This is a genomic window from Rhodopseudomonas palustris (assembly GCF_003031265.1).
GTDB classification, from domain to species: domain Bacteria; phylum Pseudomonadota; class Alphaproteobacteria; order Rhizobiales; family Xanthobacteraceae; genus Rhodopseudomonas; species Rhodopseudomonas palustris_H.
Window position 1 is genome coordinate 3,315,629 of record NZ_CP019966.1, and the last position, 23,356, is coordinate 3,338,984.

Sequence of the window (23,356 nt, forward strand, 5' to 3'; positions counted from 1 at the left end):
CGCGCGAGCGCTCATCCAGGCGTCAGCCGCCCACCCGCCTGCTCGTGGAGTGCCGCGCTTAGCTTCTCAGGCGTCGCGGTCCGTCACACCGTGATCTGCATTCCGACTTCGACCGCGCGGCCGGTCGGAATCTTGAAATACAAGCTGGCGTCGTCGGACCATTTCGCCATGTTGACGAACAGCAGGCCTTGCCAACGCGGCATCTCGGACGGGGTTGCCTGACGGATCACCCGCCGCGACAGGAAGAACGAGGTGCTCATCATGTCGAAGGCAAAACCGAGCGGCCGGCACGCCACAAGCGCCTTAGGAACGTCCGGCGTCTCCATATAGCCGAACCGAATCGTGATTTTGGCGAAGCTGTCGTTGACCGGCTCATAGCTCAGCCGCGCGTCCTCGCTGACGCGCGGCACGTCTTCGGTCACGACCCGCAGGATCACGTTTTTCTCGTGCAGCACCTTGTTGTGCTTGAGGTTGTGCATCAACGAGGTCGGCGTCGAGTTGGGGTTACCGGTCAGGAACACGGCGGTGCCGCGAACCCGGCTGATCGACGACGAGGCCGAGATCGATGCGATGAAATCGTTCAGATCGATTTCGTCTCGAACGGTCTTCCGCGCCACGATCTTGGAGCCACGGCGCCACGTCACCATCACGCCCATCAGGCCGACGCCGATCATCAACGGGATCCAGCCGCCATCGACGATCTTGAGCAGATTGGCCATCAGGAAGATCAGGTCGATGATCAGGAACGGGACGATCACCGCGGTCGCGACCGCCGCCGGCCAATGCCAACACTTCCGCATCACGAAGAACGCCATGATGCTGGTCAGCACCATCGTGCCGGTGACGGCAATGCCGTAGGCCGACGCCAGCGCGCTCGAGGATTTGAACGCGAACACCAGATACAGCACCGCGATCAGCAGCAGCCAGTTGGCGCGCGGAATGTAGATCTGTCCCTTTTCGGTTTCGGAGGTGCGGCGGATCTCCATCCGCGGCAGCAGCCCGAGTTGGATCGCCTGCTGGGTCAGCGAATAGGCACCGGAAATCACCGCCTGGCTGGCGATGATCGTGGCGCCGGTCGCGATCCAGACCATCGGCAACAGCGCCCAATCCGGAAACAGCAGGAAGAACGGGTTCTCCAGCCGCTCCGGATACGACAGCAACATCGCGCCCTGCCCGAGGTAGCATAGCGCGAGCGACGGAAACACCAGCACCAGCCACGCCACCTGGATCGGCCGCCGGCCGAAATGCCCCATGTCGGCGTATAGCGCCTCGGCGCCGGTCACTGTCAGGAACACCGCACCGAGCGCCAGCAGGCCGGCATGGCCGTGATGCAGCAGAAACTCGATACCGTAGATCGGATTGACCGCACCGAGGATATGGAGATTGCCGATCAGATTGGCGGTGCCGGCAACCGCCATCAGGCCGAACCAGATCAGCATCAACGGCCCGAACCACGTCGCCACGGCCGCGGTGCCCCAGCTCTGCACCAGAAACAGCCCGACCAGGATCGCCATGCTGAGGGGCAGGATGTACGGATCGAAGCCCGGCGCAACCAGCTTCAGGCCTTCCACGGCGGACAGCACCGAGATCGCCGGCGTGATGATGGCGTCGCCGTAGAACAACGCGGCGCCCGCCATGCCGAGCAGCGAGATCGCCGCGAACCGACGCCGCATCACGCTCTGCAGCAGCGCCATCAAGGTCAGTGTGCCGCCCTCGCCGTGGTTGTCGGCGCGCATGATTAGCAGCACGTATTTCAAGGTGACGATGATCAGTAGCGTCCACAGCATCAGCGACAGCACGCCGAAGACCATCTCTTGCGTCAGCGCTCCGCCCGCGGACGCTGCGGTGAGGCTTTCCTTCAGGGCATACAACGGGCTGGTGCCGATATCGCCGTAGACGACCCCGATCGACCCCAGGGCAAGCGTCCAGAACGAATTCGGCTTGGGAGAGTCCTTCGCAATGGCGACGTCGGAAACGGCTTCAGTCATGGCGCCCTGTGACGTTCAGCGGGCCACCTGCCCGCAGTTTCCGGCACCCTGAAATTACGGCGGACACGGCGTCAAGACATCGCGGCACGCAATCGTAGCTACGCCTATACGGCTCCTATATCGGGCCCGACGGTTCTTTATGAGATCTTTATACCGGGCTCCCGCAAGGCCCAACAGGCACGCCGACCGCCGCTTTTCGCACAGCTTCACCCGCGCGAAACGCTGGGATCGGCTTGACCCGAATCTCAGCTCCCAACGCCGGCATCGGTCACCTCCAGGACTCGCCCGCCGCATGGCCAGATGCGATGACTGCCCGTGCTCACCGCCGGCGACACGTACCATTCGTTTCCTGACTAGCCCCGGCTCCTAGAGGGATTTCCTGACGCGACGATCACGAGTCCGTGTTCAGACGGACCACCCCGCATGTCATCCCCGATTTACTACGCGTCGCGCCGGCCTAGTGTCACAGCGCGGTCGCGTGAACTACGCGACGCAACAAGAGGGTCATCTAATGGTCGACGATTCGAAAAAGGTCTGGCCCACGGGTCTGACGATTGCGGAATCCGAGGAGATCCACAAGCACGTGATCGATGGCGCGCGCATCTTCGTGGCGATCGCGATCGTGGCGCACTTCCTGGCGTATGTGTATTCGCCTTGGCTGCACTAAGGAGCCACTGAGATGAATCAAGGTCGTATCTGGACCGTTGTCAGTCCGACAGTCGGTCTTCCGTTGCTGCTCGGCAGCGTGGCCGTCATGGCTTTTGCCGTGCATTTCGCGGTCCTCGAAAACACCTCCTGGGTGGCCGCTTTCATGAACGGTAAGTCCGTCGCCGCGGCGCCCGCACCAGCGGCGCCGGCCGCGCCGGCTAAGAAGTAACTTCCCGTTCCTGAGTGACGGAGGGAGCCCGCAGCGACGGCTCTGTCCTCCTGGAGAGTCCGAGACCTCGGAGCTCCCTCCCGATCTCCCTTGTTGCCCTTGCAGGCGTTGACGGCCGATTGACGAGGCCATGACCTCGCACCTGACGAATGCGGTCGGGCGCCGATCGTCCACAAATCCACTCTTCCATCGATATCCCGTTCACGCGACCTTGCCGGCGGCCAACGCGGTCGCGCGATGCGGCACGCAGGCGCCAGTGACGACGTCGGATGATGTCGTCTGGCGGCCACATGCCCCTGCGGGCAGGGACGCCCCGCAAGAGAGCTCGAAGCGGCAGTAATGCAACAGGCTGGGAGGAAGGATGTCCGAGTTCGCAGGCGGCACCTCAAGAGTGCCGCCTGCGCCGTAAGCAACTCGGGAGGTGCGCGAGATGGCAGGCTCGCTAAATCTTCGAGTTACCGCGGACTGTCGACAGTGATGGCTGAAAACACTGTCGGCAGAGGGAAAATGGACGGTCGGCTCCGCACTCAGGCTCTGGTGAGGAACAGCGTGTTGCTGTCCACCAGAAGAGGCGTGCCGGAGAACGAACTGTAGGCGCCCTTCTGTTCGACCAACAAAGGTGTTCCCGAGAACGACTTATAGGTTTCGCCGTCGAGCAGCAGAGGCGTCCCTGACATCGAGCGGTAGCCTCCGGTCTGCTTGATCACCAGCGGCTCGCCCGAATTCGAGCGGTAAGCGTCCTGCTGCTCGATGATCAACGGCGTGCCGGAATGTCCTTTGAACGGCTGCGATTTACTCAGCACCGGCAGATGCAGCAGCGACGAGAACGGAGCCGCATCGTCCCATGCACGCGGCTTGGCAACCGGTTTGTTGACGATCGGATTGTACTTCTTCATGATTTCGGTGGCCTTGCCGCCCGCACCGAAATGCGCAGGCACGATCGCAACAGCACCGCCTCGGCTGATCGTTTCGGCCAGGCCCGCAGCGGTCGCGCGCAGGACGCCGAGCTTGCTGATCGCATTGGTGAGATCGGTAATACTGCCGCGGTTCGGCACGGTCCCGTTCGGAAGAACCTGAGCCTTCTCGAAACCGTTCGTCTTCAATTCAGATTCCAGACCCGCAACCTGGCGGACGGTCTCGTAGCAGAGAATGACTTGAAACGTCATGGCATCTCTCCTTCACGTCCCGGGCAGATCAACCGACACCAGCGCGCGGTCGGAAAGCGCGCAGGAACCAGGGAAGAGCCAGGAAGCCTGGCTGACCGCGGTAGCGGGGATCCTCGGATCCCAGCCACCGCAGCAACAGTCAGAGACTGTCTTAGACGGCCTTGATCGAGCTCTCGATCGCGGCAGCCTTACCGTTCATGAACTTCGCGACCCAGGTGGTGTGCGTCAGCACAGCGAAGTGGACCAGGAAGACCATGATGGCAACGCTGCCGAGCAGCAGCGGGAGACCGACGGTCGGCTTCACAACAGTCCAGATACGACCTTGATTCATCTTCGATACTCCTTAGTGCAGCCAGGGCGAGTAAACATACGCCAGGAAATGCGCCACGATCGCGATGGCCACGAAAATGCGCGAACCATCGATCACGTGCTTGTGGAGCTCTTCCGATTCCGCGATGGTCAGCCCAGTCGGCCAGACCTTGTTCGGATCGTCTACCATGGATAACCTCCTAAGAGACTAACGATCAGTTTCGTGCTGAACCCGCACGCAGGTAGTTGTTCACTGCTACGCCGAACGAGTGCTCGCGGTGTCAGCAATGGATCTGATGATCGCTTCACTGTCTGCATCCGAAATTTCGGAAGCGTCTCAGCTCGGCTCTCGTGCGCCCCGCCCCGATAATCATCAAGATTCTGTGATCAGGACGCGGGGGTGAACTTACGCCGACGTCTCGAAGCGTCAATTTGGGCTGACAGAAGCGAACCGTCCGTACGATGCTGGATGTTGGACTCCAACGTCAGGATTTCCTGACGTTCCGATTTGATTTGCGCCAACCGACCACGACACCGCCGGGTGTAGTTTTCGCCGTGAAGATCAGGGGGCAACGAGAACCCTTTCGGCACCGCGATCTTGTGCGGTGGATGGTGTGGACGATGGATCAGAAACTCACGCGACGGGTGCATCAGGGACATCTCCGGATTTTCATCGCGGACGATCATCCGGTGGTCTTGAGCGGGATGAAGATGCTGCTCCAAGCCGATCCCGAGTTTGACGTCGTCGGCGAAGCAGCGGATGGTCCAACAGCGCTCCGTCGGGCGATCGAACTGCAGCCGGACGTGGCCGTGTTCGATCTGTCGATGCCGGGCATGTATGGCATGGAGGTCATCCAGAAGTACCTCGCAGCCCGTCCCAAGGCCCGCGTCGTCGTCGTCTCGGTGCAGGAAGACGGTGCCAATCTGCGCCGGCTGCTGAAGCTCGGCGTCGCCGGCTACATTCTCAAGCGATCGGCCACCGATGAACTGATCCGTGGAATTCACGCGGTGGCCAAGGGTGGCGTGTATCTCGATCCGGCGATCGCCGGTCAGGCGCTGGGCAGAGTCGTCCATGCCGCGCCGACAAATCTCGGCGAAACCAGCCAGATCTCGCATCTCAGCTCCCGCGAGTTGGATGTGCTCCGGCTGGCGTCGGTCGGGCACAGCAACAAGGTGATCTCCGCCAAGCTGCAGGTTGGGCCGAAGAGCGTCGAGACCTATAAGGCGCGCGCGATGGAGAAGCTGGGCTTCACCAACCGCGTCGAACTGATCCGCTTCGCGCTGGACATGGGCTGGCTGGAAAATTCCGGGTTGTAGACAGCGAAGTCTCCCGTTCTGCAGATTTCGACGGGTCGACAGGGAGCGCCGAAGATTGGCATTTTGTTACCAATTTGGTCGACAGCGGCGGACCTTCCCTCATCCTCTTGATCTTGCGCAAAACGGTGCGCGCCATGGCGGGCCAGCATTCAGGCGGCATCGGTCGTTGAAGGGCGGCACAAGACGCTGCGTGCCCAGCAATCGACACTCAGGCGGGAATGCAATGACCGAAGGATCCGTCGCCAGGCAGCCAGACCTATCGACCTGCGACGACGAGCCGATCCATATCCCCGGTGCTATCCAGCCGCATGGATTGCTGCTCGCCCTCGCCGCCGACATGACGGTCGTCGCCGGCAGCGACAACCTTCCCGAACTCACCGGACTGGCAATCGGCGACCTGATCGGCCGTTCAGCGGCCGATGTCTTCGATTCCGAAACCCACAACCGGTTGACGATTGCCTTGGCCGAGCCCGGAGCAGCCGTGGGAGCGCCGATCGCGGTCGGATTCTCGGTGCGAAAAGGCGGTGACTTCGTCGGCTCCTGGCACCGCCACGATCAGCTCGTCTTCCTTGAACTCGAGCCTCCGCAGCTGGACGTCGCAGAGCCGCAGGCGTTCTTTCGCCGTACCAACAGCGCGATCCGCCGCCTGCAGGCCGCCGAGACGCTGGAAACCGCTTGCGCGGCCGCCGCGCAAGAGGTGCGCGAGATCACCGGATTCGATCGGGTGATGATCTATCGTTTCGCTCCCGACTTCAGCGGCGAAGTGATCGCAGAGAATCGACGCGCCGAGGTCGAGTCGTATCTCGGCCTGCACTTTCCGGCCTCCGACATCCCGGCGCAGGCGCGCCGGCTCTACACGATCAACCCGGTCCGGATCATTCCCGATATCAATTATCGGCCGGTGCCGGTCTCCCCAAGCCTCAATCCGATCACCGGGCGGCCGATCGATCTCAGCTTTGCCATCCTGCGCAGCGTGTCGCCCGTGCATCTCGAATACATGCGCAATATCGGGATGCACGGCACGATGTCGATCTCGATTCTGCGAGGCGAGCGGCTCTGGGGGCTGATCGCCTGCCATCACCGGAAGCCGAACTACGTCGATCTCGACGGCCGTCAGGCCTGCGAACTGGTCGCCCAGGTGCTGGCCTGGCAGATCGGGGTGATGGAAGAGCAAGCGATCACACGCCAGACGCTCAAGGGCCAGGCGATTCAGCGCAGCCTGATCAACGACATCGAACAACTGCACGATCATCGAGCCGGACTGGCGCGCAACAGCGAAGCGCTGCTCGAGCTGATGGGAGCATCCGGCCTTTGCCTGCATAGCCGCGAAGGCGTGATCACGATCGGGCAGACCCCACCCTCGCCGATCATCGATCAACTGGCGCAACTGGCCGGCCGCTCCGGCGGCAGCGAACTATTCCAGACCGACAGGTTGTCGACCATCATTCCGGAAGCCAGCGCCTGCGCCGAGGTCGCGAGCGGCGTTCTCGCCGTCCCCCTGTCGCGCACACCGCCCCGCCGGGTGATGCTGTGGTTCAGGCCCGAAGTGGCGCAGACGGTGTATTGGGCGGGCAATCCCGACAAGTCGGTGACGGCTGAATCCGGGCGCCTGCGGCCGCGCACCTCGTTTGCAGCTTGGACCGAGCAGACCCACGGCCGAGCAATCGCATGGCAGCCGCACGAGGTTGCTGCCGCTGTTGAAATCCGCGACCTGATCATCGACGTCATTCTGCGCAACACCGAAAAGCTGGAACGCATCAACACCCAGCTCGCCCGCAGCAACGAGGAGCTGGAATCGTTCGCCCACGTGGCCTCGCACGACATCAAGGAGCCACTTCGCCATATCGAGGCGTTCGCCGGCCTGCTCGCCGACAACATCCACGAAATGGGGGATGAGCGCCTCGGCGTCATGGTCAGCGGCATCGAGAAATCGTCGCGGCGGCTGCGCAACCTGATCAACGATCTGGCGGAATTTTCGCAGCTCGGCCGCCGATCGAAGCCCCTGTCCTGGGTGTCGCTCGAAACGGTCCTCAACGAAGTGTTGGCCGACCTGCAGCCGCGGGTCGCGGAAGCACGCGCCGAGATCCAGGCCGACCGGCTGCCGTTCGCGCGCTGCGACCATAACCAGATCCGTCAGGTGCTGCAGAATCTGGTCGCCAACTCGCTCAAATATCGCGATCCGGCGCGGCCCTGCCGAATTCACGTCTATGCAGAACCGGACGACAATGGCGGGCGTCCCGAGATCGGAGCGGAGCCGGCCATCCGGATCTGCGTCACCGACAACGGCATCGGCTTCGACAAGAAATATATCGATCAGGTGTTCGAACCGTTCCAGCGGCTGCACGGCCCAGACGACTATGAGGGCAGCGGCATCGGCCTCGCGATCTGTCGTAAGATCGTTCAGCGTCATGGCGGACGTGTCGGCGTCAACACCATTGCGGGGAAAGGTTCGACCTTCTGGTTCACGCTGCCGGTTGCGGGCGATCATGGGCAGGATGAACGATGAGCTCTTCATCAAATCCAGGCCCGCCCGATGCAGCCGTGACAGATCCGAGCGGGCGGCTCGCGCTTGACCTTACCGAGTGCGACCGCGAACCGATTCATATTCCCGGCGCGATCCAACCCCACGGCTACCTGTTCGCCTTAGTCGATGCCGATCTGCGGATCGTATCCGTCAGCGCCAACGTGGAGGATCTGCTCGGGCAGTCGCCTGCTGCGCTGCTCGACGTGTCGATCGCCAACCACATCACCGCTGCCAGCTTCGCGCGGCTGACGCACGTTCTCTACGGCGGCGATACGGCGGCCATGAACCCGATCCGGGTGGACGTCGCGACGTCTGAAGGAGAACGCGCGTTCAACGGCATTCTGCACCGGCACGACTCTCTGGTCATTCTCGAACTCGAGCCGCGCGACGAGTCGCGCTACACGAACGAGTTCTTTCGCAGTGTCCGCGTTGCGATCCGTCGTCTGCAGACCGCGGCCGATTTGCCGGCCGCCTGCCGGATTGCAGCCAGCGAAGTCCGCCGCATCACCGGATTCGACCGGATCAAGGTATACCGGTTCGCGGCCGACTGGAGCGGTCAGGTGATCGCCGAAGACCGTGACACCGGAATTCCGTCGCTGATGGACTTTCACTTTCCGTCGTCCGACATCCCCGCGCAATCGCGCGCGCTGTACACGATCAATCCCGTCCGCATCATCCCGAACATCGGGTATCGCCCCTCGCCGCTGGTGCCTGACGTCAACCCGCGGGTCGGCGGCCCGATCGATCTCAGCTTCTCGGTGCTGCGCAGCGTATCACCGACCCATCTCGAGTACATGGTCAACATGGGCATGCACGCCGCGATGTCGATCTCGATCGTGCGCGACGGCCGGCTCTGGGGCATGATCTCCTGCCACAATCTGACGCCGCGCTTTGTCTCCTACGAAGTCCGGCAGGCCTGCGAACTGATCGCCCAGGTGCTGACTTGGCAGATCGGCGTGCTCGAGGAAGCCGAAATCGTCCGCCACAGCGTGCGGATGCGCGCCATCCAGAACAGGCTGCTGCACGAGCTCGGCGACGAGCAAGGCCTCACCGCCGGCCTCAGCCGCGTCAGCGACGAAATGCTCACCTTGATGGGCGCATCCGGATTTGCGCTGAGCAGCTTCGACGGTGTCACCGCCTTCGGACGAACCCCATCCGCCGACGAGATCCAGGCTCTGGCGTCATGGCTGTCGCACCGCGAGTCGCGCGGCATCTTTCAAACCCAGCAGCTCTCGGCGAGCTTTCCCGAGGCCGAGGTGTATTCGGACATCGCCAGCGGCCTGCTCGCCGTGCCCCTGGGGCGGGCCTCGACGACGCTGATGCTGTGGTTCCGGCCTGAAGTGGCACAGACCGTGACCTGGGGTGGCGATCCGCACAAGCCGGTGCAGATCGGCCCGCGGGGCAAGCGCCTACAGACCCGCGCGTCGTTCGAGGCTTGGCGCGAGGAAGTCCGCGACCGATCGCGCCCTTGGCGTAGCCATGAGATCGTCGCGGCGGAAGAGATCCGCGATCTCGTGGTCGACGTTATTCTCGGCCGCGCCGAAGAACTGGAGAATGCCAACCGCGAACTATCCCGCAGTAATGACGAGCTGGAATCGTTCGCCTATGTCGCGGCCCACGACCTCAAGGAGCCGCTGCGCCACATCGAAGCATTCGCTGGCCTGTTGAGCGATCTATTACTCCCTGAAGCGCGGAGCCGCCTCAGCGTGATGGTGAATGGGATCGAGGCGTCGTCGCGCCGGTTGCGCGCGCTGATCAACGATCTGGCCGAATACTCCAGGATCGGCCGGCAGGCCCGGCCGCTGCAACCGGTCGACCTCAACCAGATTTTGGCCGAGGTGTTGTCCGATCTGAAGCCGATGCTGCAGGATGCACGTGCCGAAGTCGTCTCGGATCCGCTTCCCACGGTGCTGTGCGACGGCAGCCAGATCCGGCAATTGCTGCAGAACCTGATCAGCAATGCGGTGAAGTATCGCGATGCCGAGCGGCTGCCTCGCGTGACCATCGCAGCGACGATCGATAGCCCGCTGCCGGCGCCTGCCGGCGCGAACATACGGAGAGCACGCATCACGATCGCCGACAACGGAATTGGGTTCGATGAGCAATACCGCGAGCAGATCTTCGAGCCGTTTCAGCGCCTCCACGGTCCGGACGAATATCAAGGCACCGGAATTGGCCTGGCGATCTGCCGCAAGATCGTCCATCGGCACGGCGGCACGATTTCGGCAAAGAGCCACGTCGGACAGGGATCGGTGTTCACCTTCACGCTGCCGTTGTGCGAGCAGGACACGACGGAGAGCTGAAATGACCCGCGAGCGCACGCTTCCGACGGTGCTGGTGGCGGAAGACCACGACTACGACAAGCTGATCCTGACCGAAGTCTTCGCGCGGGCCTCGATTGCCGCCGATCTCCGCTTCGTCAGCGATGGCGAGCAGACACTGGATTACATCTATGGCCGCAACCGGTTCGCCGGCCGTGCGGACGCACCCACCCCTGCGCTCGTGCTGCTCGACCTCAACATGCCGCGGCTCGACGGCCGGAAAGTCGTGCGGCTGTTGCGGCAGGACGAGACGGTACGGCATCTGGTGGTGATTGCACTGTCGACCTCGGAAAGTGCCAAGCACATCACCGAAGCCTATTCGATCGGCTTCAACGCCTATTTGGTCAAGCCGGCCAATATCGCCGACTACGTCGAGGCGATCCGCTCGCTCTGGCACTTCTGGATGAACACGGCCTCGCTTCCGACCACGGAGGCTTATCGGCCGTGAGCGCGATCGCGTCCCGAATCCTGCTCGTCGACGATGCGGAGGTCGAATACCTGACGATGCAGCGGATGCTGCAGAAGATCCCCGGGTTTCGGGCAACGCTCGACTGGGTATCGCGGTTCGACGAGGCGGCGGCCGCGATCGATCGCAAAGAGCACGACCTCTATCTCGTCGACTTTCGCCTCGGTCCGCGCAGCGGGCTCGATCTGATCCGCGACGCGCGCGATCGCGGCAACATCAAGCCGATCATCGTGCTGACCGGCCACGGCGACCCGATGGTCGATCAGGCGGCAACCGAGGTCGGCGCCAATGATTACCTCGTCAAGGGCGAGTTCGATGCCATCGTGCTCGAACGGGCGATGCGCTACGCGACCCGCCAAGCAAGGACGCTGGCGACCCTCGACCGCCGGTTGGTGGAATGCCGCACCACGGCGCGGAAGCTGGTCGTGCAGAGCGAACGCCGCGCCGCGGCCGAAGCCGACGTGCTCAAGGTGCTGCGGCAGACCATGATCGACCAGGAAACCGAGCGCAAACGCATCGCACGCGAACTGCACGACAATCTCGGGCAGATGGTCACCCTCGTTCAATTCGGCCTGGATGCGCTCGCGCGCGGCACGCCCACGGCGGCCAGCCTCGCCGAAAAGGTCGCGTCGCTGAAGCACATCGTCAACGATCTCAGCACCAGCCTGCACAGGGTGGCATGGGAAGTACGGCCGACCGCGCTCGACACGCTCGGGCTCGAAGACGCCGTGTCCCAACTGGTCGCAAGCTGGGAGCCGCATTGCAGCCTGGTGTTCGATCTGCATCTCGGTCTCGGCGAACGACGGCTACCGGCCGATATCGAAAGCGCGCTGTACAGAATCGTGCAGGAAGGCATCACCAATGTGGTCCGCCACGCCCATGCGACCCGGGTCGGCGTGATCCTCGAATTCCGCGGCAGCGACGTGATCTGCATCATCGAGGACGACGGCTGCGGCATCCCTCCTGAACAGGCCGACGAGCATTCGTCCCGCCGGCTCGGACTTGTCGGCATGCGGGAGCGACTTGCCTTGGTCGACGGCACCGTCGAACTGGAAACCGAAACCGGACACGGCACCGCGCTGTTTGTTCGCGTACCTCTCGGCGCGCCGAGCTGATCGGGCTGCCTCAGCCGCCCATCCGCATGATCTGCTCCATCGGCATCATGTTGTGATTGAGGTGGCCCATGATCCAGATCGAGCCACCGACCACCAGAAGCACGATCAGGCCGCCGAACGCGAGCGCCAGCACGTTGTTGGTGTTATCGGGACCGGTGGTGATGTGCAGGAAGAACACGAGCTGCACGCCCATCTGAGCGATCGCCAGCACCGCGATCGCCACCGGAATGCTCGGCTGCCACACCAGATCCGTGCCGGCGATGAAGAACGACGTCGCGGTGAGCAGAACCGACAGACCGAGCCCGACGCCATAGCCGAGCAGTCGCGGGCCGATGCGGACTTCCTCTTCATCGCCGGGCGCGACGTCATAGAGCTCGCCGCCGTGGCCGCTTCGCTGCTCGCTCATGTGCCGCTCCCCAACAGATAGACCATCGAAAAGATCGCCACCCAGATGATGTCGAGCGCGTGCCAGAACAGCGCGAAACACAATAGGCGCCGGCAGATGTCGGCCCGGAAGCCCTTGGCGAACACTTGAGCCATCATCGTCAGCAGCCACAGCACACCCGCGGTAACGTGCAGGCCGTGGCAGCCGACCAGCGTGAAGAAGGCCGAGAGAAACGCACTGCGGGTCGGGCCGGCCCCCTGCTCCACCAGGTCGGCAAACTCGCGCAGCTCCAGTCCGAGAAACGCCGCGCCGAGCATGCCGGTCGCCGCCATCGCGACCTGAAACCAGCGCTGGCTGCCGACCGCAGCGGCGAGGCTCGCCATGCCGCAGGTGAAGCTCGAGAGCAGCAGGCAAGCCGTCTCGATTGCGACGTTGCGGAGATCAAACAGCTGCGCACCGGCTGGCCCGCCGGCGGTGGCGCCCGACAGCACCGCGTAGCTCGCAAAGAAGCACGAGAACATCACGATGTCGGACAACAGGAAGATCCAGAAGCCGTAGCCGGCCACGATCCGCTTCGAGGCCGGCCCGGCGTGGCTGGCGCCGACCGACTGCAGCCCGCCCAGATGGTGCGGGTCTGCCTGACCGTGCGACAGCGCAACCTCGGTCATGACGCGGCCACGGCGCTCAGCGCCGCCTTGCGCTCCGCGATATTGGCGCGGTCGATCCGTTCGACCTCGGCGGCGGGAACGACGTATTCGTCGTGGTCACGCCAGGCGAACACCACGAAGGTGGCAAACGCGCCGATGCCGCCGAGCACCACCATCCACCAGATGTGCCACACCATCGCAAAGCCCATCACCGTGGCGAAGAACGCGCATACGATGCCGGTCGGCGAATTGCACGGCATCTCGATGTCGCGATAGTCCTGCGTGCGGGTTTCGAGACCGTGCTGCTGCGCCTTCTGCTTCGCGGCCCAATACGCATCCTCGCCCGTAACATCAGGGGCGACCGCGAAATTGAACACCGGCGGCGGTGACGCGGTGGCCCATTCCAACGAACGGCCATCCCACGGATCACCGGTGCGATCGCGCAACTCGTCGCGGTGGCGGATGCTGACGACGAACTGCACGATCTGCAGCATCACGCCGATGCTGATGATCCCGGTGCCGATCGCCGCCACGATCATCCAAGGATGCCAGGCGGCGACGTCGTAGTGCTGCAGCCGGCGCGTCATGCCGAGCAGGCCGGCGACATACAGCGGCATGAAGGTGACGTAGAAGCCGATCAGCGTGAACCAGAACGCGGCCTTGCCGAGCCCCTCGTGCAGGCGGAAGCCGAACGCCTTGGGAAACCAGTAGGTGTAGCCGGCGAACGCGCCGAACAGCACGCCGCCGATGATGACGTTGTGGAAATGCGCCACCAGAAACATGCTGTTGTGGAGCTGGAAGTCGGCCGGCGGCACCGCAACCAGAACGCCGGTGAGCCCTCCGATAATGAACGTCACCATGAAGCCAACCGCCCACAGCATCGGCGTCTCGAACCGGATCCGGCCGCCATACATCGTGAACAGCCAGTTGTAGATCTTCACCCCGGTCGGCACCGCGATAATCATGCTGGCGATGCCGAACACCGCGTTGACGGTGGCCCCCGCCCCCATGGTGAAGAAGTGGTGCAGCCACACCATGAACGAGATGATGCAGATCGCCATCGTCGCCAGCACCATCGAGCGATAGCCGAACAGCGGCTTGCCTGAGAACGTCGACACCACTTCGGAGAACACGCCGAACGCCGGCAGCACCAGGATGTAAACTTCCGGATGACCCCAGGCCCAGATCAGGTTCATGAACATCATCATGTTGCCGCCGGCCTCGTTGGTGAAGAAGTGGAAGCCGAGGTAGCGGTCGAGCAGCAGCATCGCCAAGGTGGCGGTCAGGATCGGGAACGCCGCGACGATCAGCAAGTTCGAGGCCAGCGTCGTCCAGCAGAACATCGGCATCCGCAAGTAGGTCATGCCGCGGGTCCGCAGCTTGAGCACGGTGGTGACGAGGTTGATCCCGGCCACCAGCGTGCCGATGCCGGAGATCTGCAGTGCCCAGGCGTAATAGTCGACGCCGACGCCCGGTGAGTAGCTCAGCTCGGAGAGCGGCGGAAACGGCAGCCAGCCGGTGCGAGCGAATTCGCCGATCACCAGCGACAGGTTGACCAGCAGCGCGCCGCTCGCGGTCAACCAGAACCCGACCGAGTTCAAAGTCGGAAACGCCACGTCACGGACGCCGAGCTGCAGCGGCACCACCAGGTTCATCAGCCCGATCACGAACGGCATGGCGACGAAGAAGATCATGATCGTGCCGTGTGCCGAGAAGATCTGGTTGTAGTGCTCGGGCGGCAGATATCCCGGCGACTGATAGGCGACCGCTTGCTGGGTTCGCATCATGATCGCATCGGTGCCGCCGCGCAGCAGCATCACCATCGCCAGCAGCACGTACATCACACCGATCCGCTTGTGATCGACGCTGGTGATCCACTCATGCCAAAGATACGGGAAGTAGCCCTTGATCCCCGCCCACAGCAGCGTGGCAAGGATCGCCGCCATCACGATCGCCGCAGCGATCAGCGGGATTGGCTGATCAATCGGAATGGCCGACCAGTCGAGCTTGCCGAGCATATCGCGTTGGCTCCCCAATTCGCTTCGATGTGGGACGGCGCGCCTTGTTCGGTCGGCCGCGGTCCCGACTGTGGCGGGATTTGCTGGGTGCTGATCGCGTGAAATAGCAACGGATCAGCCAGCCGATAGGTCGGCGTTCCGCTCTCCGGTGCTTGTTTCATCAGGTCCTTATAGCTGTCAGCGTTGAGCTCGCGGCCGCTCTTCGCAGTCTCGGCAACCCAGTCGGGAAACGCCACGGTCGAGACCACGTGCACCGGAAATGTCATGTCGGGAAAGCCGTCGCCACTGAAATGCGACGACAATCCGCGCAGATCGCCCTCGGCATCGGCGCGCAGGTTGAGCCGCGTCACCATGCCGTTCATGGTGTAGATCATGCTGCCGAGCTGCGGGATGAAGAACGCGTTCATCACGCTCGCCGACGTCAGCTCGAACTGCAGTGACACGCCGACCGGCACGGTCAGTGTGTTGACCGTCGCGATGCGTTGATCCGGGTAAATGAACAGCCACTTCCAGTCCATCGACACCACCTGGATGCGGACCGGGCTTCCGGTGCCTTCGACCGGCGCGGCAGGATCGAGCTGATGCGATCCGATCCAGGTGACGCCGCCGAGCAGGATGACGGTGAGCGTCGGAATCGACCACACCACCAGTTCGATCCGGCCCGAATAGGTGAACTCCGGCCGATGTCTGGCGCGCGGATTGGAAGCGCGGAACCAAAATGCGAACGCCAGGATCGCGACGATTGTCGGCACCACGATCGCCAACATGATCACAACCGAGTCGATCAGGATGGTCGAGTTCCCGTACGCGACTGGACCTTGCGGGTCGAGGATGTTCATGCGCGCGGCGATGCTTCAATGGACGGGATCGTGCCCGCTAACCCGGATCCTTCACCGCAGTTCCTATCCCTTGCCGCGCGCCCTGCGGAACTGGTCTCTCGCGCTCGGGTTGACCCGCGATGTGCGCCGCTGCGCCAAATGAAATTCGAGGTGAATCGATGTGCCGCTGGCTGGCATACCGCGGAGAAGAAACGTCATTCGACAGCTACGTCACCGAACCGGTCCACTCCCTGATCAATCAGAGCCTCCGCGCCCGGGAATCCGCCGGCAGCACCAACGGAGACGGCTTCGGGCTCGGCTGGTACGGCATTCATCCCGAGCCGGGGCTTTATCGCGAGACCCGGCCGGCGTGGTCGGACGAGAACCTGCGTTACCTCTGCCGACACCTGCAGTCGCATATGTTCTTCGCCCACGTTCGCGCGGCGACTGGAACGGCGGTGACGCGGCAGAACTGCCACCCGTTCGCGTGCGGACGGTGGATGTTCATGCACAACGGCTTCATCGGCAGCTGGAGCCGATTGCGGCGCAAGGTCGAGGCGATGATCCCGGATCATCTGTATCCGTCGCGGCTCGGCACCACCGATTCCGAAGCGGTGTTTCTGGCAATGATGGGCGAAGGCCTGGAGCACGATCCGATCGGCGCAACCCAGCGTGTGATGCGCGCGCTGAGCGCATTGGTCGACGAAGACGGCTTGCGCGAACGGATGCGGTTTACGTCGGCGCTGGCGAACGGACACGACCTCTACGCCTTCCGCTTCGCGCATAACGACACGGCCAACACCCTATATTATCGCGATGACGGCCCGCTGGTCGTGGCGTCGGAGCCGTTCGACACCGAACAGCATTGGTCCGAAGTCCCTGCTAATCACGTGCTGATTTCGCGCCCCTCGCGGCCGGTCGAAATTCGTCCCTTCATGCCAACGGCGGCGCATCTGCCGCAGGAACCCACGGTTGCCCAGAATGTTGTCGAGCGAGCTTAAAATATCGGCAACGGAGGCCCCGGAGAAAGATGTGTGGAATCTGCGGAGAGATCCGCATGCGTGGCGAGCCCTCGATTTCGTCATTGAAGGCCGTCACCCGCGCGATGCATCGGCGCGGACCTGACGCGGAAGGATTGTTCGCGCAAGGCAGCATGGCGTTCGGGCATCGCCGCCTCAGCATTCTCGATCTGGCCGCTGCTTCGCAGCAGCCGATGATCGATAGCGAACTCGGCCTCGGGATCGTTTTCAACGGCTGCATCTACAATTTCCGCGAGCTGCGCGAACAGCTCACGCAGCGTGGCTACAGGTTCTTTTCGCAAGGCGACACAGAAGTCATCCTCAAGGGCTATCATGCCTGGGGCGCCGATTGCGTCACCAGGTTCAAGGGCATGTTCGCCTTCGCGCTGTGGGAGCGCGACAGCGGCCGTGTGGTGCTGGCGCGTGATCGCCTCGGCATCAAGCCTCTGTACTACATCGATCACCCCGACTATTTCCGCTTCGCGTCCGACCTGCCCGCGCTGCTCGCAGGCGAGGACGTCGATACGTCGCTCGACCCAGTCGGACTGCATCACTTCTTCAGCTTCCATGCCGCCGTGCCTCCGCCGCGCACCATCCTGCGTGGCGTCAAGAAGCTCGAACCAGCCACCATTCTCACCCTGGAGCCCGATGGATCGAGGACCACGCGGCGCTATTGGAGTTTCGCGGTCGGCGCCCGGCGCGACGATCGGGCGATGACCGAGCAGGAATGGACCGAGGCGGTCACCGACGCAATGCGGAACGCCGTCGATCGCCGCCGCGTCGCCGACGTCCCGGTCGGCGTCCTGCTGTCCGGCGGCCTCGACTCGTCGCTGATCGTGGCTCTGCTCGCCAGGCTCGGCCATGCCGACGTCAAAACCTTCGCGATCGGCTTCGACAGTATCGGCGAACACCAGGGCGACGAGTTCTATTATTCCGACCTGGTGGCGAAGCACTTCGCCACCGCCCACGAGCAGATCAGGATCGACGGCCGGGAGGCTCTGCAGCATCTGCCGGACGCGATCCAGGCGATGTCCGAGCCGATGGTCAGCCACGACGCCGTCGCCTTCTATCTATTGTCCCGCGAGGTCGCGAAGCGGGTCACCGTGGTGCAAAGCGGTCAGGGCGCAGACGAGGTGTTCGGCGGCTATAGCTGGTACCCTTCCCTGCTCACCGCCAATAATGCCTCCGACCAGTATCGCGAAGTGTATTTCGACTGGAAGCACTCCGACATCGCCAAACTGCTGACGCCGGATCTGGTCGCGGACGACTACAGCTCGGAGTTCGTCGAGAGCTTCTTCGACCGCACCTCGGCGAGTTCGCCGGTCGACAAGGCGCTGCAGATCGACGCCGAAATCATGATGGTCGACGATCCGGTCAAGCGGGTCGACAACATGACCATGGCCCATGGCCTCGAAGCGCGGGTACCATTTCTCGACCACGAGGTGGTCGAACTGGCCGCCCGGCTGCCCACCTCGCTCAAGCTCGGCGACGGCGGCAAATACATTCTCAAGAAGGCGGCCCGGGCGCTGCTTCCTGCGGAGGTCATTGACCGGCCGAAGGGCTATTTCCCGGTGCCGGCCCTGCGGCATCTGCAGGGAGAATTCCTCGACTACGTTCGCGACACCCTGTCCTCGTCCGCCGCGCGCAGCCGCGGCCTGTATCGTCCTGAGTTCATCAATCACATGCTCGATCACCCCGAAGCAGAAATGAGTCCGAAAGGTCATTCGCGGCTGTGGCAGGCCGCCCTCCTCGAAGCTTGGTTGCAGACCCATGTTTGATCCGAAGATCCTCGACAAGCTCAGACTCAACCTGAGTGCCAATCAGCAGCACCTGGTGATCCGGTCTGCGATCGGCATCGATGCCAATGCTGCCTATTCGTTCGGCATCGAGGAAGAGTATTTTCTCGCCGACGCAAAGACCTTCGAAGTCGCCATGCAGACGCCCAACATCCTGTTCGAGGCTGCGAGCTGGTCGACCGGCGGTCAGGCGATGCGGGAGATGCTGCAGGCACAGATCGAAGTGGCGACCAATGTCCACGTCGATCCGAGCGACGCCCGCGAGGAGCTGCGCTTCCTGCGCAATGAGGTGGCGGCAGCGGCGGCGCCGCACGGATTGGTGATCATGGCCAGCGCCACCCACCCGACCGCGTCGTGGCGATTTTCCAAGCCGAGCCCGAAGCCACGCTATGAGGAAATGATCGAGGACCTGCGGACCATCGGCCACCGCAACATGCTCTGCGGCATGCACGTCCACGTCCAGATCCCACCGCCGGTCGAGCGCGTGGCGGTGATGCGGGCGATGATCCCATATCTGCCGCTGTTCATCGCGCTGGCGACGTCGTCCCCGTTCTGGAATGCCAAGGAGACCGGCCTGCGCGGTTATCGCCTCGCCGCGTACGACGAGTTGCCCCGCACCGGCCTGCCGGAGTTGTTCACCACTCAGGCCGAGTACGACGCCTATGTCGAGGCGCTGGTGCGATCGGGCGTGATGCCGGACGAAAGCTACGTCTGGTGGGCACTGCGGCCGTCGCTGCGTCACCCCACCCTCGAGCTTCGCGCACCGGACGTGTGTACGCGCCTGGAGGACGCGGTGCTGATCGCGTCGCTGTATCGTGCTCTGATCAAGTATCTCTGCGAGCATCCCGCCTCAGCCCACAAGGTCGGCAACGTCGAACGCGCGATCGCGGTCGAAAACAAATGGCGTGCTCAGCGCTACGGCACCGACTGCATCTTTGCGTCGAAGGACGGTCCGATCGAGATCCGCGAGTTTCTCGACCAGGTCATCGCTCGCGTGCTGCCGCATGCCGAAGACCTTGGCTGCGCCAAAGAGGTCGAAGGCTGCCGCGAGATCCTGGAGCGCGGCAGCTCGGCCGATGCCCAGCTCCGGGCCTATCGTGACAGCGGTGGTGATCTCCGCGCCGTCACGGGATGGATCGCGCGCCAGACCTTGGGCGAGGACGCCGCCCCGTCCGCACGCGGACAGGCCGAACAGGTCCAATAAGTCCGCCTCCGCCGTCTGAGCTGATCGGGTCCCATCAGGGATGCGACCCGATCGCCGTTTGCCGACGCGGTTCGGCGTCGTGCGCTGCCGGTGCCAATGGCGCGGCGTGATCGACCGTCCCCTCGCCATGCTGCGTCAGCGGCCGGTTGCCGGTCAGGGCGCGCAACAGCACGTAGAACATCGGCGTGAAGAAGATGCCGAATGCCGTGACGCCGATCATGCCGGCAAACACCGCGACACCCATGGCGTGCCGCATCTCGGAGCCGGCCCCGGTCGAGGTCACCAGCGGCACGACGCCCATGATGAACGCCATCGAGGTCATCAGGATCGGCCGCAGTCGCAAGCGGCTGGCTTCGATCGCCGCCTCGATCGGCTTGCGCCCGGCGAATTCGAGTTCGCGCGCGAATTCGACGATCAGGATGGCATTCTTGGCCGACAGGCCGACCAGCACGATCAACCCGATCTGAGTGAAGACGTTGTTGTCGCCCTTGCTGATCCAGACGCCGAACATCGCGGCGAGCAGGCCCATCGGCACGATCATGATGATCGACAGCGGCAAGGTCAGGCTTTCGTACTGCGCGGCCAGCACCAGGAACACCAGCAGCAGCGCCACCGGGAACACGATCAGCGATGAATTGCCGGCGATGATCTCCTGGTAGGTCAGCTCGGTCCATTCATACGAGGTACCCTTCGGCAGCGTCTCCTTGGCAACCCGCTCGATCGCGGCCTGCGCCTGCCCGGTCGAGAAACCCGGCGCAGCGCCGCCGCTGAGGTCGGCGGTGAGGAAGCCGTTGTAACGCATCGCCCGCTCCGGCCCGGCGCTTTCCTTGACCCGCAACAGCGTCGACAGCGGGATCATCTCGCCGGAGTCCGAACGCACCTTGAGCTGGCCGATATCGTCCGCCCGCGCTCTGAACTTGGCGTCGGCCTGCACCCGCACCGAATAGGTTCGGCCGAATTTGTTGAAGTCGTTGACGTAGAGCGATCCGAGATAGATCTGCATCGTCTCGAAGATCGACGTCACCGGCACGTTGAGCTGCCGGGCCTTGGTGCGATCGACATCGGCATAAAGCTGCGGCACGTTGATCTGATAGCTGGTGAACAGCCCCGCCAGTTCCTTCTGCGCGCTTGCCTTGGCGACGAACGCCTTGGTCGCCTCGTTGAGCGCCTCGTAGCCGAGCCCCGCGCGATCCTCGATCTGCAGCTTGAATCCGCCGATGGTGCCGAGCCCCGCCACCGGTGGCGGCGGAAACATGGCGATGAACGCATCCTGGATGCCGGCGAACTTCTTGTTCAGCGACAGCGCGATCGCATTGCCGCTCAGCGACTTGTCCTTGCGCTCCGCGAAGTCCTTCAGGCCGATGAAGACGATGCCGGAGTTCGACGAGTTGGTGAAGCCGTTGATCGACAGGCCGGGAAATTGAATCGAGTTCTCGACCCCCGGCTCCTGCTGGGCGATCTCGCCCATCCGGCGGATCACTTCCTCGGTGCGGTCCAGCGTGGCCCCGTCCGGGAGCTGCGCGAAGCCGACCAGATACTGCTTGTCCTGCCCCGGCACGAATCCGCCCGGCACCGCGTGGAACAGATAGAACGTCGCGCCGACCAGCAGCAAATACAGGCCCATGCCCGCTGCACGGCGTGACACCACGCGCCGAACGCCGCCGCCATAGGCCTCCGAGCTGCGGGTGAAGAAGCGATTGAAGCGAACGAAGAACCAGCCGAGGGTCTTGTCCATCGCCTTCGTCAGCGCGTCCTTCGGTGCGTCATGGCCCTTCAGCAGCAGTGCGGCGAGCGCCGGCGACAGCGTCAGCGAATTGAAGGCGGAGATCACCGTCGAGATCGCCACCGTCAAGGCGAACTGCTTATAGAACTGCCCGGTGAGGCCGGTGATGAAGGCGAGCGGCACGAACACCGCGACCAGCACCAGCGCGATCGCAATGATCGGCCCGGTGACCTCGCGCATCGCCTGATAAGCGGCCTCCTTCGGCCCAAGCCCCCGCTCGATATTGCGCTCGACGTTCTCGACCACGACGATGGCGTCGTCGACCACGATGCCGATCGCCAGCACCAGGCCAAACAATGTCAGCGCGTTGATCGAAAAGCCGAACACGTGCATCACCGCGAAGGTGCCGACCACGGACACCGGCACCGCGATCAGCGGGATGATCGACGCGCGCCAAGTCTGCAGGAACAGGATCACCACCAGCACGACCAAAGCGATCGCTTCGAGCAGCGTGTGGATCACCGCTTCGATCGAGGCCCGGACGAACTGGGTCGGGTCATAGACGATGTCATAGGAGACGCCGTCCGGCATGTTCTGCTTCAGCTCCTTCATCGTCGCACGGACGTTGTCGGAGATCTGAATCGCGTTCGAGCCCGGCGACTGGAAGATCGGCACCGCCACCGCGGACTTGTTGTTGAGCAGTGAACGCAGCGCGTAGTCGGCGGCGCCGAGCTCGATCCGCGCGACATCGCGCAGCCGCACCACCTCGCCGTTGTCGCCGTTCTTGACGATGATCTCGCCGAACTCCTCTTCGGTCTGCAGCCGCCCCTGTGCATTGACGGAGAGCTGAAGGTCGAGCCCCGGCTCGCCCGGCGAGCTGCCCACCTGCCCGGCTGCGGCCTGGACGTTCTGCGCACGGATCTCGCGCACCACGTCGGCCGGCGACAAACCGCGCTCGGCGACCTTTTGCGGGTCGAGCCAGACCCGCATCGAATAATCGCCGGAGCCGAACAACTGCACTTGGCCGACGCCGGGAATCCGCGCCAGACGATCCTTGACGTTGAGCACCGCGTAGTTGCGCAAATACGTCATGTCGTAGCGGTCGTTCGGCGACATCAGGTGCACGACCATGGTGAGGTCGGGCGCGCTCTTGATGGTGGTGATGCCGAGCGCGCGGACTTCCGCCGGCAGCCGCGGTTCGGCTTGCGAGACGCGGTTCTGCACCAGCTGCTGCGCCTTGTCGGGATCGGTGCCGAGCCGGAAAGTGACGTTGAGCGTCATCTTGCCGTCGGTCGTCGCCTGGCTGCTCATATAGAGCATGTTCTCGACGCCGTTGATCTGCTCCTCGATCGGCGTCGATACGGTCTCGGCGATCACCTTCGGATTGGCGCCGGGATATTGCGCCGACACCACGATCGTCGGCGGCGCGACTTCCGGATATTCAGAGATCGGCAGCACCGGCATCGACAACAGGCCGGCGAGGAAGATCACCGCCGACAGCACGCCGGCGAAGATCGGGCGATCGATGAAGAACTTGGAGAAATTCATGGCTGTGATCCGCCGGTTCGCCCGCACACGAGCGCAATGATCCCTGCACGGCGGACGGGACGTCTGCCGCGTGATGTCTGACGAGAAGAAGGAGGTTCGGCTCCGCCTTGGCGGC

Annotated in this window: 19 protein-coding genes; 10 read left to right on the top strand and 9 right to left on the bottom strand. The window is 63.5% G+C overall.

Features of this window, described 5'->3' with window-relative positions:
- Positions 1-83: 83 nt before the first annotated feature.
- On the bottom strand, positions 84-1,988 hold the full coding sequence (locus RPPS3_RS15455) for a potassium transporter Kup (protein ID WP_107344887.1): 1,905 nt from the start codon (positions 1,986-1,988) through the stop codon (positions 84-86).
- Positions 1,989-2,499: 511 nt separating this feature from the next.
- Here RPPS3_RS15455 and pufB (RPPS3_RS15460) point away from each other — a divergent pair.
- Together pufB (RPPS3_RS15460) and RPPS3_RS15465 are read left to right on the top strand one after the other, a co-directional pair.
- Entirely contained in the window at positions 2,500-2,655 is a 156-nt protein-coding gene (pufB, locus tag RPPS3_RS15460) for a light-harvesting antenna LH1, beta subunit (RefSeq protein ID WP_011158557.1), read from the top strand.
- A 12-nt stretch (positions 2,656-2,667) separates the two neighbouring features.
- The gene (locus tag RPPS3_RS15465; protein ID WP_107344888.1) at positions 2,668-2,865 is read left to right on the top strand and encodes a light-harvesting protein; all 198 of its coding nucleotides are present in this window, start codon (positions 2,668-2,670) and stop codon (positions 2,863-2,865) included.
- A gap of 527 nt (positions 2,866-3,392) precedes the next feature.
- On the opposite strand, the gene RPPS3_RS15470 is transcribed toward RPPS3_RS15465, so the two are convergent.
- The 3 genes from RPPS3_RS15470 to pufB (RPPS3_RS15480) form a co-directional block, all read right to left on the bottom strand.
- Positions 3,393-4,031, bottom strand: a complete 639-nt coding sequence (locus RPPS3_RS15470) for a hypothetical protein (RefSeq protein WP_107344889.1) — start codon at positions 4,029-4,031, stop codon at positions 3,393-3,395.
- A gap of 151 nt (positions 4,032-4,182) precedes the next feature.
- A complete protein-coding gene (locus tag RPPS3_RS15475) occupies positions 4,183-4,362 on the bottom strand; it encodes a light-harvesting protein (RefSeq protein ID WP_011158559.1) in 180 nt (59 codons plus the stop codon).
- Between the two features lie 12 nt (positions 4,363-4,374).
- Positions 4,375-4,530, bottom strand: coding sequence for a light-harvesting antenna LH1, beta subunit (gene pufB, locus RPPS3_RS15480; RefSeq protein ID WP_011158560.1), 156 nt, complete (start codon positions 4,528-4,530; stop codon positions 4,375-4,377).
- A gap of 419 nt (positions 4,531-4,949) precedes the next feature.
- Between pufB (RPPS3_RS15480) and RPPS3_RS15485 the strand changes: the two genes are divergently transcribed.
- The 5 genes from RPPS3_RS15485 (at position 4,950) to RPPS3_RS15505 (ending at position 12,083) form a co-directional block, all read left to right on the top strand.
- Positions 4,950-5,657, top strand: a complete 708-nt coding sequence (locus RPPS3_RS15485) for a response regulator (protein WP_107344890.1) — start codon at positions 4,950-4,952, stop codon at positions 5,655-5,657.
- Positions 5,658-5,880: 223 nt separating this feature from the next.
- A complete protein-coding gene (locus RPPS3_RS15490) occupies positions 5,881-8,163 on the top strand; it encodes an ATP-binding protein (protein WP_107344891.1) in 2,283 nt (760 codons plus the stop codon).
- The gene (locus tag RPPS3_RS15495) at positions 8,160-10,484 is read left to right on the top strand and encodes an ATP-binding protein (RefSeq protein WP_107344892.1); all 2,325 of its coding nucleotides are present in this window, start codon (positions 8,160-8,162) and stop codon (positions 10,482-10,484) included. Before RPPS3_RS15490 ends, RPPS3_RS15495 begins: the two co-directional genes overlap by 4 nt.
- A 1-nt stretch (position 10,485) precedes the next feature.
- Complete coding sequence (locus RPPS3_RS15500) at positions 10,486-10,950, top strand: response regulator (protein ID WP_107344893.1); 465 nt, start codon at positions 10,486-10,488, stop codon at positions 10,948-10,950.
- Positions 10,947-12,083, top strand: coding sequence for a hybrid sensor histidine kinase/response regulator (locus tag RPPS3_RS15505; RefSeq protein ID WP_107344894.1), 1,137 nt, complete (start codon positions 10,947-10,949; stop codon positions 12,081-12,083). Before RPPS3_RS15500 ends, RPPS3_RS15505 begins: the two co-directional genes overlap by 4 nt.
- Positions 12,084-12,093: 10 nt before the next feature.
- Here RPPS3_RS15505 and cyoD read toward each other — a convergent pair whose 3' ends face one another.
- From cyoD to RPPS3_RS15525, 4 genes are read right to left on the bottom strand one after another with little or no spacing between them, the layout of a single operon-like run.
- Entirely contained in the window at positions 12,094-12,489 is a 396-nt protein-coding gene (cyoD, locus tag RPPS3_RS15510) for a cytochrome o ubiquinol oxidase subunit IV (RefSeq protein ID WP_107344895.1), read from the bottom strand.
- Complete coding sequence (locus RPPS3_RS15515; protein WP_107344896.1) at positions 12,486-13,136, bottom strand: cytochrome (ubi)quinol oxidase subunit III; 651 nt, start codon at positions 13,134-13,136, stop codon at positions 12,486-12,488. Before RPPS3_RS15515 ends, cyoD begins: the two co-directional genes overlap by 4 nt.
- Positions 13,133-15,133 (bottom strand): cytochrome o ubiquinol oxidase subunit I, encoded by a 2,001-nt coding sequence (gene cyoB / locus RPPS3_RS15520; RefSeq protein WP_107344897.1) that lies wholly within the window; start codon positions 15,131-15,133, stop codon positions 13,133-13,135. The genes RPPS3_RS15515 and cyoB overlap by 4 nt, the downstream gene beginning before the upstream one ends.
- Complete coding sequence (locus RPPS3_RS15525; RefSeq protein ID WP_234819964.1) at positions 15,079-15,972, bottom strand: cytochrome ubiquinol oxidase subunit II; 894 nt, start codon at positions 15,970-15,972, stop codon at positions 15,079-15,081. The genes cyoB and RPPS3_RS15525 overlap by 55 nt, the downstream gene beginning before the upstream one ends.
- Before the next feature lie 158 nt (positions 15,973-16,130).
- Between RPPS3_RS15525 and RPPS3_RS15530 the strand changes: the two genes are divergently transcribed.
- Genes RPPS3_RS15530 through RPPS3_RS15540 form a run of 3 tightly spaced genes read left to right on the top strand, consistent with a single transcriptional unit; the run spans position 16,131 to position 19,970 of the window.
- Positions 16,131-16,952 (top strand): class II glutamine amidotransferase, encoded by an 822-nt coding sequence (locus RPPS3_RS15530; protein ID WP_107344898.1) that lies wholly within the window; start codon positions 16,131-16,133, stop codon positions 16,950-16,952.
- Positions 16,953-16,981: 29 nt separating this feature from the next.
- Positions 16,982-18,748 (top strand): N-acetylglutaminylglutamine amidotransferase, encoded by a 1,767-nt coding sequence (locus RPPS3_RS15535; protein ID WP_107344899.1) that lies wholly within the window; start codon positions 16,982-16,984, stop codon positions 18,746-18,748.
- Positions 18,741-19,970, top strand: coding sequence for a carboxylate-amine ligase (locus RPPS3_RS15540; RefSeq protein ID WP_107344900.1), 1,230 nt, complete (start codon positions 18,741-18,743; stop codon positions 19,968-19,970). Before RPPS3_RS15535 ends, RPPS3_RS15540 begins: the two co-directional genes overlap by 8 nt.
- Positions 19,971-20,004: 34 nt before the next feature.
- Here the strand turns inward: RPPS3_RS15540 and RPPS3_RS15545 are convergent, their stop codons facing one another.
- Positions 20,005-23,241: an efflux RND transporter permease subunit gene (locus RPPS3_RS15545; protein WP_107344901.1), complete on the bottom strand. Its 3,237-nt coding sequence runs from the start codon at positions 23,239-23,241 to the stop codon at positions 20,005-20,007.
- Positions 23,242-23,356: the final 115 nt, after the last annotated feature.

Excerpts from the sequence above, each read along its gene's own strand:
- RPPS3_RS15470 (WP_107344889.1), bottom strand. The coding sequence starts at position 4,031 with ATGACGTTTCAAGTCATTCTCTGCTACGAGACCGTCCGCCAGGTTGCG.
- RPPS3_RS15500 (WP_107344893.1), top strand. The coding sequence starts at position 10,486 with ATGACCCGCGAGCGCACGCTTCCGACGGTGCTGGTGGCGGAAGACCAC.
- pufB (WP_011158557.1), top strand. The coding sequence starts at position 2,500 with ATGGTCGACGATTCGAAAAAGGTCTGGCCCACGGGTCTGACGATTGCG.
- pufB (WP_011158560.1), bottom strand. The coding sequence starts at position 4,530 with ATGGTAGACGATCCGAACAAGGTCTGGCCGACTGGGCTGACCATCGCG.
- cyoD (WP_107344895.1), bottom strand. The coding sequence starts at position 12,489 with ATGAGCGAGCAGCGAAGCGGCCACGGCGGCGAGCTCTATGACGTCGCG.
- RPPS3_RS15490 (WP_107344891.1), top strand. The coding sequence starts at position 5,881 with ATGACCGAAGGATCCGTCGCCAGGCAGCCAGACCTATCGACCTGCGAC.
- cyoB (WP_107344897.1), bottom strand. The coding sequence starts at position 15,133 with ATGCTCGGCAAGCTCGACTGGTCGGCCATTCCGATTGATCAGCCAATC.
- RPPS3_RS15530 (WP_107344898.1), top strand. The coding sequence starts at position 16,131 with ATGTGCCGCTGGCTGGCATACCGCGGAGAAGAAACGTCATTCGACAGC.
- RPPS3_RS15495 (WP_107344892.1), top strand. The coding sequence starts at position 8,160 with ATGAGCTCTTCATCAAATCCAGGCCCGCCCGATGCAGCCGTGACAGAT.
- RPPS3_RS15545 (WP_107344901.1), bottom strand. The coding sequence starts at position 23,241 with ATGAATTTCTCCAAGTTCTTCATCGATCGCCCGATCTTCGCCGGCGTG.
- RPPS3_RS15515 (WP_107344896.1), bottom strand. The coding sequence starts at position 13,136 with ATGACCGAGGTTGCGCTGTCGCACGGTCAGGCAGACCCGCACCATCTG.
- RPPS3_RS15475 (WP_011158559.1), bottom strand. The coding sequence starts at position 4,362 with ATGAATCAAGGTCGTATCTGGACTGTTGTGAAGCCGACCGTCGGTCTC.
- RPPS3_RS15465 (WP_107344888.1), top strand. The coding sequence starts at position 2,668 with ATGAATCAAGGTCGTATCTGGACCGTTGTCAGTCCGACAGTCGGTCTT.
- RPPS3_RS15455 (WP_107344887.1), bottom strand. The coding sequence starts at position 1,988 with ATGACTGAAGCCGTTTCCGACGTCGCCATTGCGAAGGACTCTCCCAAG.
- RPPS3_RS15535 (WP_107344899.1), top strand. The coding sequence starts at position 16,982 with ATGTGTGGAATCTGCGGAGAGATCCGCATGCGTGGCGAGCCCTCGATT.
- RPPS3_RS15525 (WP_234819964.1), bottom strand. The coding sequence starts at position 15,972 with ATGAACATCCTCGACCCGCAAGGTCCAGTCGCGTACGGGAACTCGACC.
- RPPS3_RS15485 (WP_107344890.1), top strand. The coding sequence starts at position 4,950 with ATGGTGTGGACGATGGATCAGAAACTCACGCGACGGGTGCATCAGGGA.
- RPPS3_RS15540 (WP_107344900.1), top strand. The coding sequence starts at position 18,741 with ATGTTTGATCCGAAGATCCTCGACAAGCTCAGACTCAACCTGAGTGCC.